The organism is Paenibacillus sp. 01T443 (assembly GCF_056398325.1).
Window position 1 is genome coordinate 303,428 of the sequence record NZ_JBFTPE010000001.1, and the last position, 15,789, is coordinate 319,216.

A 15,789-nucleotide genomic window follows, 5' to 3' on the forward strand; every position below is an offset into this window, starting at 1 on the left:
GGTTTGCCTAAGGGAGCTTTATGCATCCATCTATTTAATTGTAATTACTTCATTTGTTTTCCTTTAAAACATGCCATGCTCCTCAATATCAAGATCATTGGCATTATTACAAATACACTGTTTAAAGCCGGTATCAATCGAGCCCTTTTCTCTCCGTCCGCGGAGCACGAATTTCTCTCCGCACACGTTGCACCGAATGGTTACCTTGATTCTTGCAGCCTCCATATGCGCCTCCTCAGCCATTATTCGAATGCCGTCTTTTCAGGCATTGCTATATAATGTAAGTATGGACGGATCAGCTACAGTTTAATCTCATCTTCACGGACCAAAAATCGAAAAGGAGAGCGTGAATTGGCATGATTCATCTTACGCAGTCCCCATATCCAAAGCGCGATCATGAAAGGAATGATGAACCACATCCAATTCGTCCGGACGGTAATCAAAATCCAATCATAGGTACCGTGTAAAAGGATCGGCAGCAATAGGGATATACTCAAAAAATATACACTTTTGTTCTTTGGAGCAAATTTCGCTTTCCCTAGGTAATACCCCATCATGATACCAAACAAGGCATGACCAGAAACCGGGAGCAATGCACGAACAAGCAGCGTACCGAAGGTTGCCGGCGAGTAGATCGCATATAGCACATTTTCAAGCGTGGCAAAGCCAAGCGAGATGGATGCCGCGTAAACGATACCGTCATAAGGCTCATCAAATTCCGTATGGCTGTATATAACGTGATAAAGCACGAACCATTTTACAAATTCCTCAACGCCGGCTGATTCTCCAAAAGCAAATAATAACGAATGGTCACCAAGCCATAGCTGAAGACCGCGCTGAATAACTATTATCGGAACTACGACGAGAATGCCTAATACAAACATTCTTGCGACCATGTGGATCGGTTCGGCTTCGTAGCGATCTCTCAAATATAAATAAGTAAGCAGTGCTACGCCGGGCGCAACAGCTGCCGTTAAAACAGAGAACAACAGCATTTAGTCCCTACTTTCTTACACCCAGCCGCGATAGCGAACAGCTTCGGCTAATTTGCGAACGCCAGCCATATAGGCGGCCAACCGCATATCAACTTTACGGGTGCGGTGTATTTCGTACACTTGGTTGAATCCTCGGATCATCATAAGCTTCAGCTTATCGTCAACCTCTTGCTCATCCCAATAGTACCCTTGATTATTTTGCACCCATTCAAAGTAGGATACAATAACGCCGCCACTGCTTGCAAGAACATCCGGAATGAGCAGCACACCACTATCGGACAAGATTTTTGTCGCTTCCAGCGTCGTCGGGCCGTTTGCGGCCTCTACAATAATTGATGCGCGAATGCGCGGGGCATTCTGATCCGTGATCTGGTTCTCGATTGCCGCTGGTACCAGAACATCGCAATCAAGCTCCAACAGCTCTGCATTCGTAATCGTCTGCGTGAAAAGATTCGTCACGTTTCCAAATGAATCTCGACGATCGAGCAGATATTCGATATCGAGTCCCTCTTCATTATACAACGCTCCGTTCACATCGGATATACCTATAACGCGCGCACCGGCCTCATGCATAAATTTGGCAAGGTAGCTTCCGGCATTTCCAAAGCCCTGAATGACAATTCGCGCATTTTTCATTTCAATTTGCTTAATGTTTAGCGCTTCTTGAATCATAATGACTACTCCGCGTGCAGTAGCAGTCTCTCTTCCCTTGGAACCGCCTAGAACAAGCGGCTTTCCAGTAATGAAGCCAGGCGAATCAAATTCACGAATCCGACTGTATTCATCCATCATCCAAGCCATAATCTGCGAATTCGTCATGACATCCGGTGCAGGAATATCTTTGCTTGGGCCTACAATTTGGCTTACCGCTCGAACGTAACCCCGGCTGAGGCGCTCTATTTCTCTAAACGACATCGTACGTGGATCGCAAATGACGCCGCCCTTGCCGCCGCCATAGGGTAAATCCGCAATCCCGCATTTTAGGCTCATCCATATCGATAAGGCTTTAACTTCATTTTCGGTGACGGCCGGATGAAATCGAACGCCGCCTTTGGTAGGTCCGACTGCGTCATTATGCTGAGAACGGTAGCCGGTAAATACTTTTGTTGTGCCATCATCCATTCTAACCGGAATGCGTACGGTAAGCAGCCTCAACGGCTCCTTTAGTAAGTCAATCATATCCTGATCATAGCCAAGTCTTCGCAGCGCTTGCTCAATTACAATTTGAGTAGAATGCAAAACATCATTTGCTCCTTTGTCACTCATTCCATTCACCGCCTTTGTCTACATCTAATATGAACGCCTTTCCTCTCCCGTATTCCATTAAAATGGCAGTTTACATACAAGAAGAGCATCGTGCAGACAAGAATCAGCCTGCAGATGCTCTTTCAAGGTACATTTTGTTAAAATTTAAAATGATTACATATTTCCCGAACCGCTTTCTCGGGCATAATCACCTTACCGTATTCTTCCAACATGGCATAAGTAACCGAAGTTGCTTCACCATACTCCGCAAGCAAAGCTATGACAGCATTATGCCTCGAAGACTCAATGAGAGCAGGCTCCAATGCCAAAATGTACTTGCCGTTATAAGAATACAATCGTCCGTCCTCAGTTAGGGCGGAGCTTTGCAATTGCTTGCAAACGGATATTACATCTTCAAATTCGCGGAAGGAGTACATGACGATGTCGCTTTGCTCAAGCGTCACTTCCATCTCGTATATTTCGTCTTCCGTGTCGTCATCTTCGGTTGCCCGATCGCCTGCATGACTGTTCATTTTGCCACGGGTGACAATCACTACCATACCTTGCGCGGGGAGGGCAAACACTTCGACCGCTAACGGGCCGCTGGCATCGAATCCAAGTTCACTATATGCTTGATCCATCATTTCACTGAATAGTTCGTGTACTTTTGGAATTTCGCGCCACATGTCGTCCTTCTGGATCCCCCGTTCCAGCAGGTCGTCGAACGTCAGGAAAATCCGTATCTTATCCTGGCTCAGTCGTTCGATTTTCATGACAGGATCCTCCTCTGCAGCATCTGTTGTAATAACGTATGATTTTATTAGTAAGATGTGATCGATTTGATCAAATCGTGCTATGTAACTACTTTATCATTTCTTTTCGACGATTGCACTAATATTGAACGAAAAAAAGAATCGTTTGACCGCATCGCATTTCTGCTTTGCGTTCCCACGATTCCGCGAACTGACTGATTAATTAATGGGCTAGCGCCGACGATTCCGCTTTGATCTTTTCCGCTTCCTTTTTCAATTGGGGATCACTATTTACAATAGCCTCAATCTGTCCCCAAGCGGCTTCGGATTTTACGGCGGTATCGTCTGAATGCTTTGGGGAAAGCATAGACGTCTCATCCTTTATCGATTTGCTCATGATTTTAGAGATGGATTTCCGGGCAACTGATGAACATAAATCCGATAACGCATGGCCTGCCCAAGAAACTGCGCCTGGCTGCTTCCGAGACACATAAACGGTTGCCGCAGCACCAATTAAACCTCCGACCAAAAAGCCACTTAATTTCATAATCGCATACACCTCTTCCTTGTTCAGCTTTCGTCTTCATCAAATAGTTTGACCGCTTCTCTGTATGCTCATTCCTTATAAAATAAGGAAATCATTCTGGTTCTGAATTCTGAACATGAGCAAATATGATACAATAAGGTCGATTCAGCAGGAATAACAACTGAGTGACGGAGGTTTCATCAAATGAAGAAAAGCCATATAATCATCTCCAGCCTTCTTCTTGGATCGCTTCTGACGGCCTGCACTTCTCAGCAAACCAGCGGGAACCGGTCATCAGCAACTGACATTTCAACCGCCGTAACCCAAGAAACCGCTGCTAGCTCGCCGACCATAACGGAAAATGATGAATCTAAGCTAAACGAAGAAGCTAATCCGACCCCTGAACCATCTGCCGAGACAGAGATCAAGAATACGGCTCCCCTTTATTCGATGAACGAGGTTTACCGTTTCGTCCCAATTGAACAAAACACCTCGAAAAAAGTGGTTTTACTGACCTTCGATGACGGACCAAAGGATCAGGAAGTATTAACTAGCTTATTGGATACCCTTGACAAGCATGAGGCAAAAGCAATATTTTTTGCGAACGGCTATCGGGTGAAACAAAACCCTGATTTATTGAAGCTGATTGATGAACGCGGCCAAACGATAGGCAATCACTCCTGGGATCACATTAATTTAAAAAATGAATCAGAGGCCATCGTTGAAAAGCAAATATACGATGTTCAAGCTGCTGTCGAAGCATTGGTCAATAAAAAGCCTTTATTTTTCCGGCCTCCCTACGGCTCTGGCGGAGATACCGTAAAAAAAATAGCAAAAAACCACGGCATGCTTTACATGACGTGGTCAAATGGTTCGCTCGATTGGGATAAATCAGCCAAGGATAAGCCGGAAGTCGTTATCAAAAACGTGCTGGAGCAGCTTCATCCAGGTGCAAATATTCTCATGCATGAGCTAAAGTGGACCGCCGATTCGCTTGATGAATTGCTTACTGCGCTAGAAAATAAAGGCTACGGCTTTATTGATCCTGCCAGCATCAAGATCAATCCGTAAATTTTAAACCGTACCAGAATAACCCTCCGACTAAGCTTACAAACAACACGAATAATAGATTATAATACCATTTCGTTACTTTATAATTGCTCGAAGGATGTTTTTTTCGCCTGGGCGGCAGAGCTTCTCCTTCATTGGAATTCGTTCCGATGCTGGACGGCGCGGCCGTCTCTTCATGCTGACGTGCTGCTCTCGAATTTCCAAACTTTTCTTTCCTGCTCATGACTCCCTCCTGAAACGTATAATCAACCCCATAATAAAATCAATTAGAAAATGAGCGATAATCGGCGCCAAAATTGAACCAGATTGCATATAAATCCATCCGAGGCCGTAGCTTATCGAGAACACAAGACCTGTTGGGATCCAGTGCTTTAAATATCTAACATGAATAGTAGCAAAAATAATGCTTGTCCAATAGGGACCAATGGCATGTTGTATCGCTCCTCGAAAGAGAAGCTCCTCGCATATCGCAACAACCAAGGATAGAACAGCTATATGCCAAACAGGACGAGTACGGAAAATACGCTCATTTACACCTCCGTCATCGCTTGCTTCCTCCGGCACAAATCGAGATATGAGCAAATCAACGACAATAACTGCAGCCGCCAGTCCCGCTCCCCAATAGGCATATGAAAGCTCCTTTGGCGGTGTAAATAAAGAAAACAAATTTTGGTGCTGAAATAATACCCATATTAAACCGATAATAAAAGTAAACGCTTGAGTCGCGTATAGGTTGATGAGCAGCATACGGTCATCCAGATCGTCAACGGACACCTTTCGGATACGAATATTTCGAATATCAAACTTTTTCATAACTTCCCGCCTGTCTGGAACGTTCGTATTTTCTTTTTCGACCTTTTCACCTATACTGATAGGACAAATCGACAGTATAATTTTTTTACATAGAAGGAGATTGAGATAGAGATGGAAAAACGTTTAACGACAACTGCAATGCTATTCAGTGTAGGCTTTGTGTTCATGCTCGTTTGCTCAGTCGGCGCTTTTTTCTACGGTATCCAAATTGGAACTGAAAAGACAGAAGCCAAGTATGAAAAAGATGAAGAAGGCACGAAACAAGCCTCCGCTTCTGTAAGCCCTTACCAACAGCAGGATTTGGTTTCTTTCTATCATACTGTATTTTTACCTTACCGTGAATTTCAAAACGAATGGTTTACAGCAATGAACAAATTATCGCAAGGAAAAACAAGTGAAGCAACTTCAATGTTTAAAGATTTGGCAAGTTTAGCCGATGATAAAGCTAAGGAAGCGAGCTCGGTCGACATGCAGCGCTCCCCACTGCTTGGACAAGCCCAAATCAGCTATATCCGCAGTCTCAAGCTTTTCAAAGACGCCTCAATAAAAGCGGCGACTAATGCCAAGACTCAAACCTATAATGAGCTGAAGAAAAACATCGATCAAGAAAAAAACTACCTATCTGCTTCACAATTTGCACTGAGCGCGCAGCAAGCTTACTATTCCGCGATGCTGAAATGGGCAGCTACAGTAGATCTAGATATTCCTTCGGACTATAAGTCGCCGGCTCTGCTTGAGTTGACACAGTGGAAAAATCTAACAATTACGATCAAAAATAAATTAATGGCCGATCAGCTGTTAACTCGTAAAAAGCTTACTTCTTATTACCCGCAGGACTTAACTAGCCGCGTTGACGAATTTGTCGAATCGGGACAAGCATCCAAAATGAAGGTTCATACCGTTTCAGCCGTTGTTGATCTCCTTATCAATACGGAAGCTGTCCGGTCAGGTGATTTTACTGAAAGTAAGTCACGCCTTTACGAGCAAGCACTGCTTCCTCAGCTGCCATTTTTCACTTCAGAAACGAATTAATTAGTCATATTGAAATCCATTTAACGAGGCTATAGCGGCCATCCCGCCGGTAACGTTGTGGAGGCCGCTATAGCCTTGTTTTTCTAAATAATCGCAAACCGCTGCGCTTCGCACCCCGTGCGCGCAAATAATGTAGATGGGCTTTGAATCATTCACTTCATTCAAACGTGCGGGTATCGTATTCATAGGTATTAAGACGGTATTCTCCAAATGATAATAATCCCATTCAAAATCTTCTCTCACATCTATAATTTGGCTTGCTTCAACTTGTCCGCTGTTCAGCAAATCAAGCATCAATTGAGGAGTCACATCTTGCCATTTTTCCACGTAAAAAGACCTCCCATGTCATATTTTGTTGTTTATGATGCTAGAATCATAACGAAATTTTCACAATTCAGCAAGTTTGAGGATTGCTTTTCCACACCCCATTGCATTAAAATAGAAAAGTCTGAGATCGATGATCAAACTCTCGTCCCGCTGCTGCACAACGGTGCCGGGTAGAGGGTTTTTCTGTTCATATTAAGCGAAGCCTTCAAGCTTCGCCCCAATTTAGGAGGCATGCTTCACATGTTTAAAGTGTTAGTTTCCGATCCAATTAGCGATTTGGGTATTCAGCAGCTTGTTGATGCGTCAGATGTCGCAGTCGACAAAAAGCCTGGATTAAGTGAAGACGAATTAGTAGCCATCATCGGCGAATACGATGCGTTGCTCGTACGCAGCCAAACGCGTGTTACCGCTAAGATAATGGAAGCTGGTAAACAACTGAAAGTCGTTGGACGTGCAGGTGTAGGTGTCGATAACATCGACCTTGACGCAGCAACCCAACGCGGAATTATCGTAATCAATGCACCAGACGGCAATACGATCACGACCTGTGAGCATACTTTTGCAATGATGATGGCAGTTGCCCGTCATATTCCGCAAGCTTACATGAAAACCGTTGGCGGTACATGGGATCGCAAATCTTTCCTTGGCGTTGAGCTTCGCGGCAAAACATTAGGCGTGCTCGGCATGGGACGTATCGGAAGCGAAGTTGCCAAACGTGCAAAAGCTTTCGGCATGGACATCATGGGCTACGATCCATTTATGACGGAAGAAAGAGCAGAAAAAATCGGTGTTAAGCTGGCTAGCGTGGATGACATTGTTCGCAATGCTGATTTCATGACCGTACATACGCCGCTTACAACGGAAACACGCCATATGATTGGTAAAGCACAATTTGAAGTCATGAAGCCGGGCATGCGCATCGTAAACTGCGCACGCGGCGGAATTATCGATGAAATTGCATTGGTTGATGCTGTAGATGCCGGTATTGTTGCAGGCGCAGCATTCGATGTATTCGAAGTTGAACCTCCTGCTGATGATCATCCGTTCTTGGGACATCCAAAAATTATCGTGACGCCGCATCTTGGCGCTTCAACTGTTGAAGCACAAGAAAACGTTGCAATCGATGTTTCGGAGCAAGTCCTTCACATTCTGCGCAGCGAGCCGTTCATCAATGCGGTTAACATGCCTCCGATTCCTGCTAATCTGCAAAGTATTCTTCAACCTTACTTCACGCTTGGCGAGAAGCTTGGTAACTTTATTGCGCAGTCAACGGAAGGTGCAGTCATTGAAATCGTTGTCGGCTATGCCGGCGAGCTTGCAGAGGTAGATACTCAGCCGCTTACTAGACATATCGTTCGCGGCGTTCTTGCGCATCACCTAGGGTCCGAGCAAGTTAATGTCGTTAACTCCATGCATCTTGCAAAGGTTCGCGACGTAAATATCGTGATTCAGAAATCACACGCTTCGAAGGATTTCACTAACCTTGTAACGGTAGCGCTTCGTACGAAGAAGGAAGAGCGCGTCGTTTCCGGCACATTGCTGACAGGTTATGGTCCTCGTATCGTACAAATTGATAAGTTCCCTGTGGACGTTACGCCAGAAGGCAACCTGATTCTGATCTCGCATAACGATAAGCCTGGTATCATCGGCCGCGTAGGTACTCTTCTCGGCAATAATGACGTCAACATCGCTACGATGCAAGTGGGTCGTCAGCTCGTTGGCGGATCGGCGATCATGGTGCTTAGAGTCGATAAAGCTACACCAAAAGAAGTGCTTGAGCAGTTGACAAGCATGCCTGAACTTAATACCGCAAAAGAAATCACCCTTTTTTAAATTATATACAATAAAATGACAAGAAAAGAGCCAATCGAATCATTCGATTGGCTCTTTTTGTTTCACGAGCAACAAGAATTATCTGCTGTATTCTACAAAAAAAGCGCCCCCTTAGGAGCGCTGTGACAACTACTGATGAGCTTCGACAGGGATCAGTAACGTAAACGAAGTTCCCGTTTCARCACTGCTCTCGACAACTATTCGTCCATGATGCAGGTCGATTAGATTTTTAACAATGGCAAGACCAAGACCGGTACCGCTTGAAGAACCGCGTTTACGCGCTTTATCCGCCTTGTAGAAGCGTTCAAAGATATAAGGCACATCTTCCGATGGGATCCCTTGGCCCTCGTCTCTTACGCTAAGCTGAACATACTGGCTGCCATTGACATTCTCATGCTTGCCGGCAATGGAAATTGATTTTCCTGAAGGGGTATGCCGCAGCGCATTATCGAGCAGGTTCGTTAAAACTTGCTCCAACCTATCTTCGTCCGCTTCTTTAACCAGCAGTGGCTCCTGCGGCAATTCCGCGAGCAGCTTCACCTCGCGTTCCTTTGCGTACACCTGGAATTTCCGATGTACCCGTTTAAGCACATGACTAAGATCGACCTTTTGGAAGTTCATATCAACGTGACCTGCTTCCATGCGGGCAATATCCAGAAAATCATTCACCAGTCTGCCCATTCGGAGCGATTCGTCATAAATAACCTGAACTAGCTCTTTCTTATCTTCTTCAGAAACCACAATGTCATCCAGCAAAGCTTCGCTATAACCTTGAAGCATAGAGAGCGGAGTTCTGATCTCATGAGAAATGTTAGCCACAAAATCTCTTCTGAGCTTCTCGAGCTTATGCTCCTCCGTCACATTCCGAATGACTGCGACTGCACCCCGAATGACCCCTTTAGACTGAAGCGGAGCCATTACGGCTGACCAAACGCTGCTTAATACATGAACCTTATCCGTCGCATCGCGCCCTTCTTCCATGACGCTCTGAAACAGCTCTCGCAGCGGCATAGGAACCTCGCTGTAGGAAGATGAGCTTTCAAATAAATCCTCCTGCCAAGCCTTCTCAACGCCTGACCACTGATTAATCAACAAGTGTCCGCTCGGATTGGTCAGAATGATTTTTCCATCGGCATCAAAAGTTATAACCGAATCGCCCATGCTTCGCAAAATGCTCGAAAGATGATTTTTTTCATGGTTTAAATCATGAATGAGCTTATCCAGCTGCTCCGTCATATGATTAAAGGTTTGCGCCAGCTCTCCTATCTCATCGCTGGAGCGTATATCCACTCTTGTAGAGTAATTCCCCTGCGAGATGGAGACGGCAGCATCTTTCAGCTGCAGCAGCGGCTGCTGAATCTTCTTGGAAAGGAAAAACGCAAAAAAGGTAGATAATAAAAAGCCGATAATCGCAGTTAGGACGAACAGCACTTTCACTTGATGCGTATTGCCTTCAACCCAGATGTCAACGTACTGCAGTAAGAACACACCAACTATCAAAAGTACAACAGCAACAAGCAGCATAATGGTCGCCCAGAGCTTGCCAACTACGCTGCGCCAGAGCTTGCCTGCCAAACGCTGCCACAAGCCCATTTATTTAGGCACCTCTAGCTTATAGCCAACGCCCCACACGGTGGTTATCATTGACGCCGCCTCGGGAGACACCTTATTCAATTTCTCTCTTAAACGTTTGACATGGGTATCAACCGTACGTAAATCGCCAAAAAACTCGTAATTCCAAACATCCTTAAGCAGTTCTTCACGTGAAAACACTTTATCGGGCGACACTGCCAAGTAATGCAGCAGCTCATATTCTTTAGGCGTTAAGCTTACTTCATGTCCCCCGGCGGTCACACGGTGAGCGTCATGCTCGATAATGAGGTGAGGGAACACTATGTTATTACTTGAATTGATCTCTTTGGTTAGAAACGCCGTAGCCGATGAACGTCTTAATATCGCTTTTACACGGTATATGACTTCACGCGGGCTAAATGGTTTAACCACATAATCATCTGCTCCAACTTCAAATCCCTGTACTCGGTTCATCTCTTCGCCTTTTGCAGTTAGCATAATAACTGGGGTTGCCTTTACTTGACGCAAGCGGGAGCATACCTCTACGCCGTCAATTCCCGGAAGCATCACATCAAGCAAGATGAGCGCATAATCGGTATTCGAAGCTAATCTAAGAGCTGTTTCACCGTCTTCAGCTTCATCGATTGTATAGCCTTCCTTCTCTAAATACATCTTGAGCAGTCGACGAATGCGTTCTTCGTCATCTACGACCAATATACGGCTTGAATAATCAGACATAGGGCAATACTCCTCTCAATCTAAATACTAAACACCAGAATAGGAATGTAAACCTGCAATGACAAGGTTAACGCCAACGAGTGTGAACAATACGACGACAAAGCCGATTACTGCGAGCCAAGCGGAACGTTTTCCTTGCCAGCCGCGCGATAATCGGAAGTGCAAGTAAGCACTGTAATACAGCCATGTAATAAGGGCCCAAACTTCCTTCGGATCCCAGCCCCAGAAACGGCCCCATGCTATATTGGCCCAGATCATTGCGAATATCAAGGCTCCTAGCGTGAAAATCGGAAATCCGATCGCTATCGATCTGTAGCTGATCTCATCCAAATCTTCGGGGTCAACACCCTCCATAATCGGATGTATAACTGCGCCGAGCGGCTTGCGGAACACGAGACGCAGCAATCCGTAAAGCAAGGAGCCAGCGATGATTGACCAAACAACGGTATTAAGCTTGCGACCCGAATTCGCGCCATTCATCCAATAAGGAGCTTCAAACAAGGGCTCCTTCATGCCAAGGAAAGAATCATACTTAACGATATCGCTATTATAGGGCTTAACGATTGGCGGCAGCGAATAATCGACTGTTTCCGTAGTCGTCGTCTCAATTCCTTTTCCATCGATACTAGACTTTTCTTGAATAAATTGCGCTTCGTAGCCTGCTCCGCGGAATGCAAAGACAGCTACGATAAAGCCTACGATTAGAATGATCGAGTATAACGAGAATTCCACCCAAAACTGCGCTTTTTTTGCTTCCTTTGTTTTACCTTTAAAATCGACTACACGAAGCAGGTACATGAGGCCTGCGGCGAAACCAACCGCAAAAAACGCCTCGCCCAGCGCTGCTGTAGTGACATGCACTTTGAGCCAATAGTTATTTAGAGCCGGTATCAACGGCTGTACTTCTTGCGGAAATACAGATGCGTATGCAACGATAATAACCGTGAGCGGCAGCGAGAACATACCTAGCAAAGGTTTTCTATAAATGGCAAATACAATTGTAAAAGCAATCATGATTGCCATTCCGAGGAAGGTCATAAATTCGTACATATTACTTGTTGGAATTTGCCCGCTGCCTGCCCATCTTGTGAAGAAGAAGGTCAGATGCGAGGCTAATCCAAGGCTCGACGTGATAAATGCTATGCGTCCCCAGCGTTTCTCGTGCTGCAAAGGGTCACGGTTACTCCATTTCTTACCTGCAATCGCGATTACATAAAACATAAAAGCAAAACAATAAAGAAAAAATGCGACGATAAATGCGTCGCTGCTAAAATCAACTAAACTCACGCGTTGTTCCCTCCGTTATCAAGCGACTTCGGATCTACGGTTATCCCTATTTTTTGAAGGGCTCCCGCTACATCTGAGCGCATACCGTACCAGTTTTTGTTTGTGTGAGCACCCAATGAAAGCTCGCCGTCATCAATGCGCAGCCATATCCGGCGATGCTGCCAATAAGATCCCATCAACAGTCCGATCATCGAAAAGGCTGCTCCGATCCATACATAAGGCAGTGCCTTGTCCATACGCACATTTAAGTAAGTTGACGCTTCCGAAAAATCTACATTTTCCATCCCATCGACGCGTATTTCAATTTTATCCGCGATAGCATGATTGATCGCATCCTGCGAAAACTTTACCTTATCCTTCTGCATAGGAAAATACATATACGGCTCGCCATTCGGATTAAGTCCTGGTCCTTTAACGTTAAAGACGAACGCCGGAGCGATCGGATCACGGGACAAGGTCGTTGGTTCGCCATTGTCGCCAATTGCGAATTCCATGTAATTGGCATATAAATCAAGCGTGTATGGACCAAGCTTATGCTGCAAGGCCGAATCCTTCATGGGAAGATCAAACGGCCCGTATTTTTCCCCTGTCTCCTTATTTACGAGAATAGGATGAACAGCATTTAAACGAGGCGTCGTATCAAAGTCAAATTGATACAGCTTTAACCCCTTATACTTTAACGGCTCGTTCACAATGATATTATGCCGCTTAACTTCTTTGAGCTCCGGTTGTTGCGATTGATCAGAACAGTTGCTCAAGCATTCATAAAGCACCGCTTTTGTTTCAAAAAGCTTAGCGCGTGCTGTGCCTTTAAGCTTATCAGGCAGCTCATCGTCCTTGTAATACTCAACGGTAAACTTTTCATTCTTGACAAAATAATTCGTGTCCGCGATTTGTACGGTATCACCATCGGGAATCGTTATGTAGCTGTCCATTTGCCAGCTAGGAATACTCCTTGCCAAAATAGCCAAGAGAAACAAGATTAGCCCGATATGGTTAATGTAAGGACCCCAGCGGCTAAAACGATTTTTCTCTGCGAGCAGTGCGGAACCATCGCGATGGATGCGGTAGCCCTTTCGCTTGAGCTGCTCTCCGAACCTCTCCACCCAATGCTCCTCATTGCCTTCTATGGACTGCTTGTACACAGTCTTTTGGCGATGAATGAACTGTAAGTGCTTGCGAATTTGCTGCTTGCTCAGCGCACGGTATAACGGCAGCACCCGATCCAAACTGCAAATGACAAGCGAAGTCCCGATCATGACCAGCAACCCAATGAACCACCAGGTCTCGTACGTATGCGTCAATCCAAACAAATAATAAAGCTTGCCCGGCAGTCCGTACGTCTCCTCGTAATAAACTGAAGGATCAAAGTTATTTACAAAGGTGTTTTCCTGCGGATAAATCGTTCCTAACATTGCTGTCAAAAAAGTAATGACGATTAAATAAATCGCAATCTTGACGGAGGAGAAAAAATTCCATATCTTATCAATGAAATTCGGATTACTCTTCTGTGAACGACGGGCAACGCCGTCATACCTCATTTCAAGAGGCAAGTCAGAAATATCATTGTTCTCGAGCGGCTTTCCGCAGCTCTCGCAAAGAACGGTACCCACCGAATTCTGATGGCCGCACTCGCATTTTGTGTTCTCAACCACTAACACAGTAAAACCTCCTACAGCTTAAGCAGCCTTTCAATCCGTTCGTCTATCTCTACTTCTGTCATACCGCCTACTTTGATTTCCATTATTGACCCGTCCGGATTAATGAAAAAAGTAGTCGGATAGGATTTCAACCCATAGCTGCGTTCCGTTTTCCGATTGACGTCACGCAAGATCGGATAATTCAAATCAAAGCGGTGAACAAAATTGTTCACGGTTAACGTATCTTCGCTTAAATTTATAGCTAAGATAACGAGTCCTTGATCCTTCCATTTTGCATACTGTCTCTCGAACTCCGGCATTTCCTTCACGCAGGGCGGACAGAACGTGCCCCAGAAATTAACGACGACAGCTTTGCCTTCATAATCGGACAATTGCCGAGAGTTCCCCTCAAGATCAACAAGCTTAAAAGCCGGCGGCTTGTCGCCTTCTTTCAGAGGACCTTTGTCATCCGCGGCAAATAAGGTAGATCCTATTGCATACCCACCAATGATCAAGACGGCAATCAGTATGACTACTTGAACCGTCTTGCGCGATTTTCCCATAATTGAATTCACCACCAGCTTTTCTCTATGCAGTCACGAATATTACCATTATAACGAAAAGTCGACGGCAATTACTGCCGCCGTCGATTACTTTTTATGAACTTTATGTGTCTTGCTGTTCGCAATGTCAAGCAATTCTTTGATTTCCTGCAGCGTTAAATGACGATATTTACCTCTGCCTAGATTTTCAAGTCCAAGCTCGCCAAAACGTATCCGTTTCAATCTCGTCACCTTATGTCCTATCGCTTCGAACATCCGGCGTACCTGACGGTTGCGTCCTTCAAAGATCGTAATCGTAATCGTTGCTTCATTTCCGTCCGTGTCAACATCATGATATTCCACTTCAGCAGGAGCGGTCATGCCGTCTTCCAGCTTGATTCCCTTTTGCAGCTGCTCCAGTGCCGTTCCATGAGGAACGCCTTTAACCGTTGCGCGATAGGTTTTCGGAACATGATGACTCGGATGTGTTAACAAATTGGCGAATTCACCATCATTTGTTAGGAGAAGAAGCCCTTCCGTATCATAATCCAATCGCCCGACCGGATATACTCTCTCTTTGATACCTGGCAAGAAGTCAGAAACCACTTTGCGGCCTTGAGGATCCTTTGCGCTTGTGATAACTCCCTTGGATTTGTTGAGCATGAGATATAGCTTCTTCTCGCTCCGAATCGGCTTGCCATTAACTGTAATAGCATCGACTGAAGGATCGGCTTTCACGCCAAGCGTCGTGATCTTCTCACCGTTAACCTCAACCATCCCTGCCAAAATCATTTCTTCACACTTGCGACGGGATGCGATTCCCGCTGCGGCTAATATTTTCTGTAAACGTTCCAATGCTTTCACCTCAATCTCCATCATAACGATATGAAAGAGAAAGTACAAGCTTCACTAACCGAATATGTATAAGCAAATTAAAATTGCAGCAAAAAAACCGACTAAATCTGAAAATAAGCCAACTTTCAACGCATACCTGGATTTCCGGATGCCTACAGCTCCAAAGTAAACCGTTAGAACATACAAGGTGGTATCCGTGCTGCCTTGAATGGTTGAAGCAATTCTGCCGATCATGGAATCAGGTCCAAACGTCTGGATAAGATCGGTCGTAAAGGCTAATGAGCCTGCACCTGTAAGCGGGCGTAATATACCTAAAGGAAGCACTTCGCTTGGAATCCCTGCCCAATCGAATAGCGGTCTTACCGCCGAGAGCATTAACTCCAGTGCCCCTGAGGAACGGAACATGCTAATCGCGACCATCATGCCTACTAAATGTGGAATTATGTTTATGGCTGTGCCAAAACCGTCCTTTGCCCCTTCGACAAAGGTCTCATAGACGGGCACCTTGCGCCTAAGCGCTGCGTATAACGGAATAAAAACTATGATTGCCGGAATCATCCA

Annotated in this window: 18 protein-coding genes; 3 read left to right on the forward strand and 15 right to left on the reverse strand. The window is 45.3% G+C overall.

The genetic code is table 11. The annotated features are described in order from the left end of the window. Positions 1-63: 63 nt before the first annotated feature. The 5 genes from AC1DLI_RS01430 to AC1DLI_RS01450 form a co-directional block, all read right to left on the reverse strand. A complete protein-coding gene (locus tag AC1DLI_RS01430; RefSeq protein ID WP_308996647.1) occupies positions 64-225 on the reverse strand; it encodes a hypothetical protein in 162 nt (53 codons plus the stop codon). Between the two features lie 74 nt (positions 226-299). Next, positions 300-995, reverse strand: a complete 696-nt coding sequence (gene prsW, locus AC1DLI_RS01435) for a glutamic-type intramembrane protease PrsW (RefSeq protein WP_477598980.1) — start codon at positions 993-995, stop codon at positions 300-302. Positions 996-1,010: 15 nt separating this feature from the next. Then, positions 1,011-2,261: a Glu/Leu/Phe/Val family dehydrogenase gene (locus tag AC1DLI_RS01440; RefSeq protein WP_477598981.1), complete on the reverse strand. Its 1,251-nt coding sequence runs from the start codon at positions 2,259-2,261 to the stop codon at positions 1,011-1,013. A gap of 137 nt (positions 2,262-2,398) precedes the next feature. Further along, entirely contained in the window at positions 2,399-3,013 is a 615-nt protein-coding gene (locus AC1DLI_RS01445; protein WP_308996650.1) for a genetic competence negative regulator, read from the reverse strand. Positions 3,014-3,215: 202 nt separating this feature from the next. After that, entirely contained in the window at positions 3,216-3,539 is a 324-nt protein-coding gene (locus AC1DLI_RS01450) for a hypothetical protein (protein ID WP_477598982.1), read from the reverse strand. A gap of 183 nt (positions 3,540-3,722) precedes the next feature. Here AC1DLI_RS01450 and AC1DLI_RS01455 point away from each other — a divergent pair, with 183 nt between their 5' ends. Further along, positions 3,723-4,589 carry a polysaccharide deacetylase family protein gene (locus AC1DLI_RS01455; protein ID WP_477598983.1) on the forward strand — a complete coding sequence of 289 codons (867 nt, stop codon included), beginning with the start codon at positions 3,723-3,725 and terminating at the stop codon, positions 4,587-4,589. Here AC1DLI_RS01455 and AC1DLI_RS01460 read toward each other — a convergent pair. Beyond that, a complete protein-coding gene (locus tag AC1DLI_RS01460) occupies positions 4,579-4,812 on the reverse strand; it encodes a hypothetical protein (protein WP_308996653.1) in 234 nt (77 codons plus the stop codon). The two genes, AC1DLI_RS01455 and AC1DLI_RS01460, sit on opposite strands and share 11 nt — an antisense overlap. Continuing rightward, a complete protein-coding gene (locus AC1DLI_RS01465) occupies positions 4,809-5,402 on the reverse strand; it encodes a lysostaphin resistance A-like protein (protein WP_477598984.1) in 594 nt (197 codons plus the stop codon). The genes AC1DLI_RS01460 and AC1DLI_RS01465 overlap by 4 nt, the downstream gene beginning before the upstream one ends. A 111-nt stretch (positions 5,403-5,513) precedes the next feature. On the opposite strand from AC1DLI_RS01465, the gene AC1DLI_RS01470 reads away from it, so the two are divergent. Further along, positions 5,514-6,434 (forward strand): hypothetical protein, encoded by a 921-nt coding sequence (locus AC1DLI_RS01470; protein ID WP_477598985.1) that lies wholly within the window; start codon positions 5,514-5,516, stop codon positions 6,432-6,434. On the opposite strand, the gene AC1DLI_RS01475 is transcribed toward AC1DLI_RS01470, so the two are convergent. Next, positions 6,435-6,761, reverse strand: a complete 327-nt coding sequence (locus AC1DLI_RS01475; RefSeq protein WP_477598986.1) for a rhodanese-like domain-containing protein — start codon at positions 6,759-6,761, stop codon at positions 6,435-6,437. A 240-nt stretch (positions 6,762-7,001) separates the two neighbouring features. Here AC1DLI_RS01475 and serA point away from each other — a divergent pair, with 240 nt between their 5' ends. Further along, positions 7,002-8,594, forward strand: coding sequence for a phosphoglycerate dehydrogenase (serA, locus tag AC1DLI_RS01480; protein ID WP_477598987.1), 1,593 nt, complete (start codon positions 7,002-7,004; stop codon positions 8,592-8,594). Positions 8,595-8,723: 129 nt separating this feature from the next. Here serA and AC1DLI_RS01485 read toward each other — a convergent pair whose 3' ends face one another. The 7 genes from AC1DLI_RS01485 to AC1DLI_RS01515 all read right to left on the reverse strand — a co-directional run bounded on the left by AC1DLI_RS01485 (position 8,724) and on the right by AC1DLI_RS01515 (position 15,786). Continuing rightward, complete coding sequence (locus AC1DLI_RS01485) at positions 8,724-10,187, reverse strand: HAMP domain-containing sensor histidine kinase (protein WP_477598988.1); 1,464 nt, start codon at positions 10,185-10,187, stop codon at positions 8,724-8,726. Continuing rightward, positions 10,188-10,904, reverse strand: a complete 717-nt coding sequence (locus AC1DLI_RS01490) for a response regulator transcription factor (RefSeq protein WP_477598989.1) — start codon at positions 10,902-10,904, stop codon at positions 10,188-10,190. Between the two features lie 27 nt (positions 10,905-10,931). After that, positions 10,932-12,191, reverse strand: coding sequence for a cytochrome c biogenesis protein CcsA (gene ccsA, locus AC1DLI_RS01495; RefSeq protein ID WP_477598990.1), 1,260 nt, complete (start codon positions 12,189-12,191; stop codon positions 10,932-10,934). Beyond that, positions 12,188-13,846 (reverse strand): cytochrome c biogenesis protein ResB, encoded by a 1,659-nt coding sequence (resB, locus tag AC1DLI_RS01500; protein ID WP_477599354.1) that lies wholly within the window; start codon positions 13,844-13,846, stop codon positions 12,188-12,190. Before resB ends, ccsA begins: the two co-directional genes overlap by 4 nt. A 17-nt stretch (positions 13,847-13,863) precedes the next feature. Continuing rightward, positions 13,864-14,394 (reverse strand): thiol-disulfide oxidoreductase ResA, encoded by a 531-nt coding sequence (gene resA, locus AC1DLI_RS01505; RefSeq protein ID WP_477598991.1) that lies wholly within the window; start codon positions 14,392-14,394, stop codon positions 13,864-13,866. Positions 14,395-14,481: 87 nt separating this feature from the next. Further along, complete coding sequence (locus tag AC1DLI_RS01510; protein ID WP_477599356.1) at positions 14,482-15,228, reverse strand: pseudouridine synthase; 747 nt, start codon at positions 15,226-15,228, stop codon at positions 14,482-14,484. Positions 15,229-15,282: 54 nt separating this feature from the next. Next, positions 15,283-15,786, reverse strand: a complete 504-nt coding sequence (locus AC1DLI_RS01515; protein ID WP_183568153.1) for a spore maturation protein — start codon at positions 15,784-15,786, stop codon at positions 15,283-15,285. Positions 15,787-15,789: the final 3 nt, after the last annotated feature.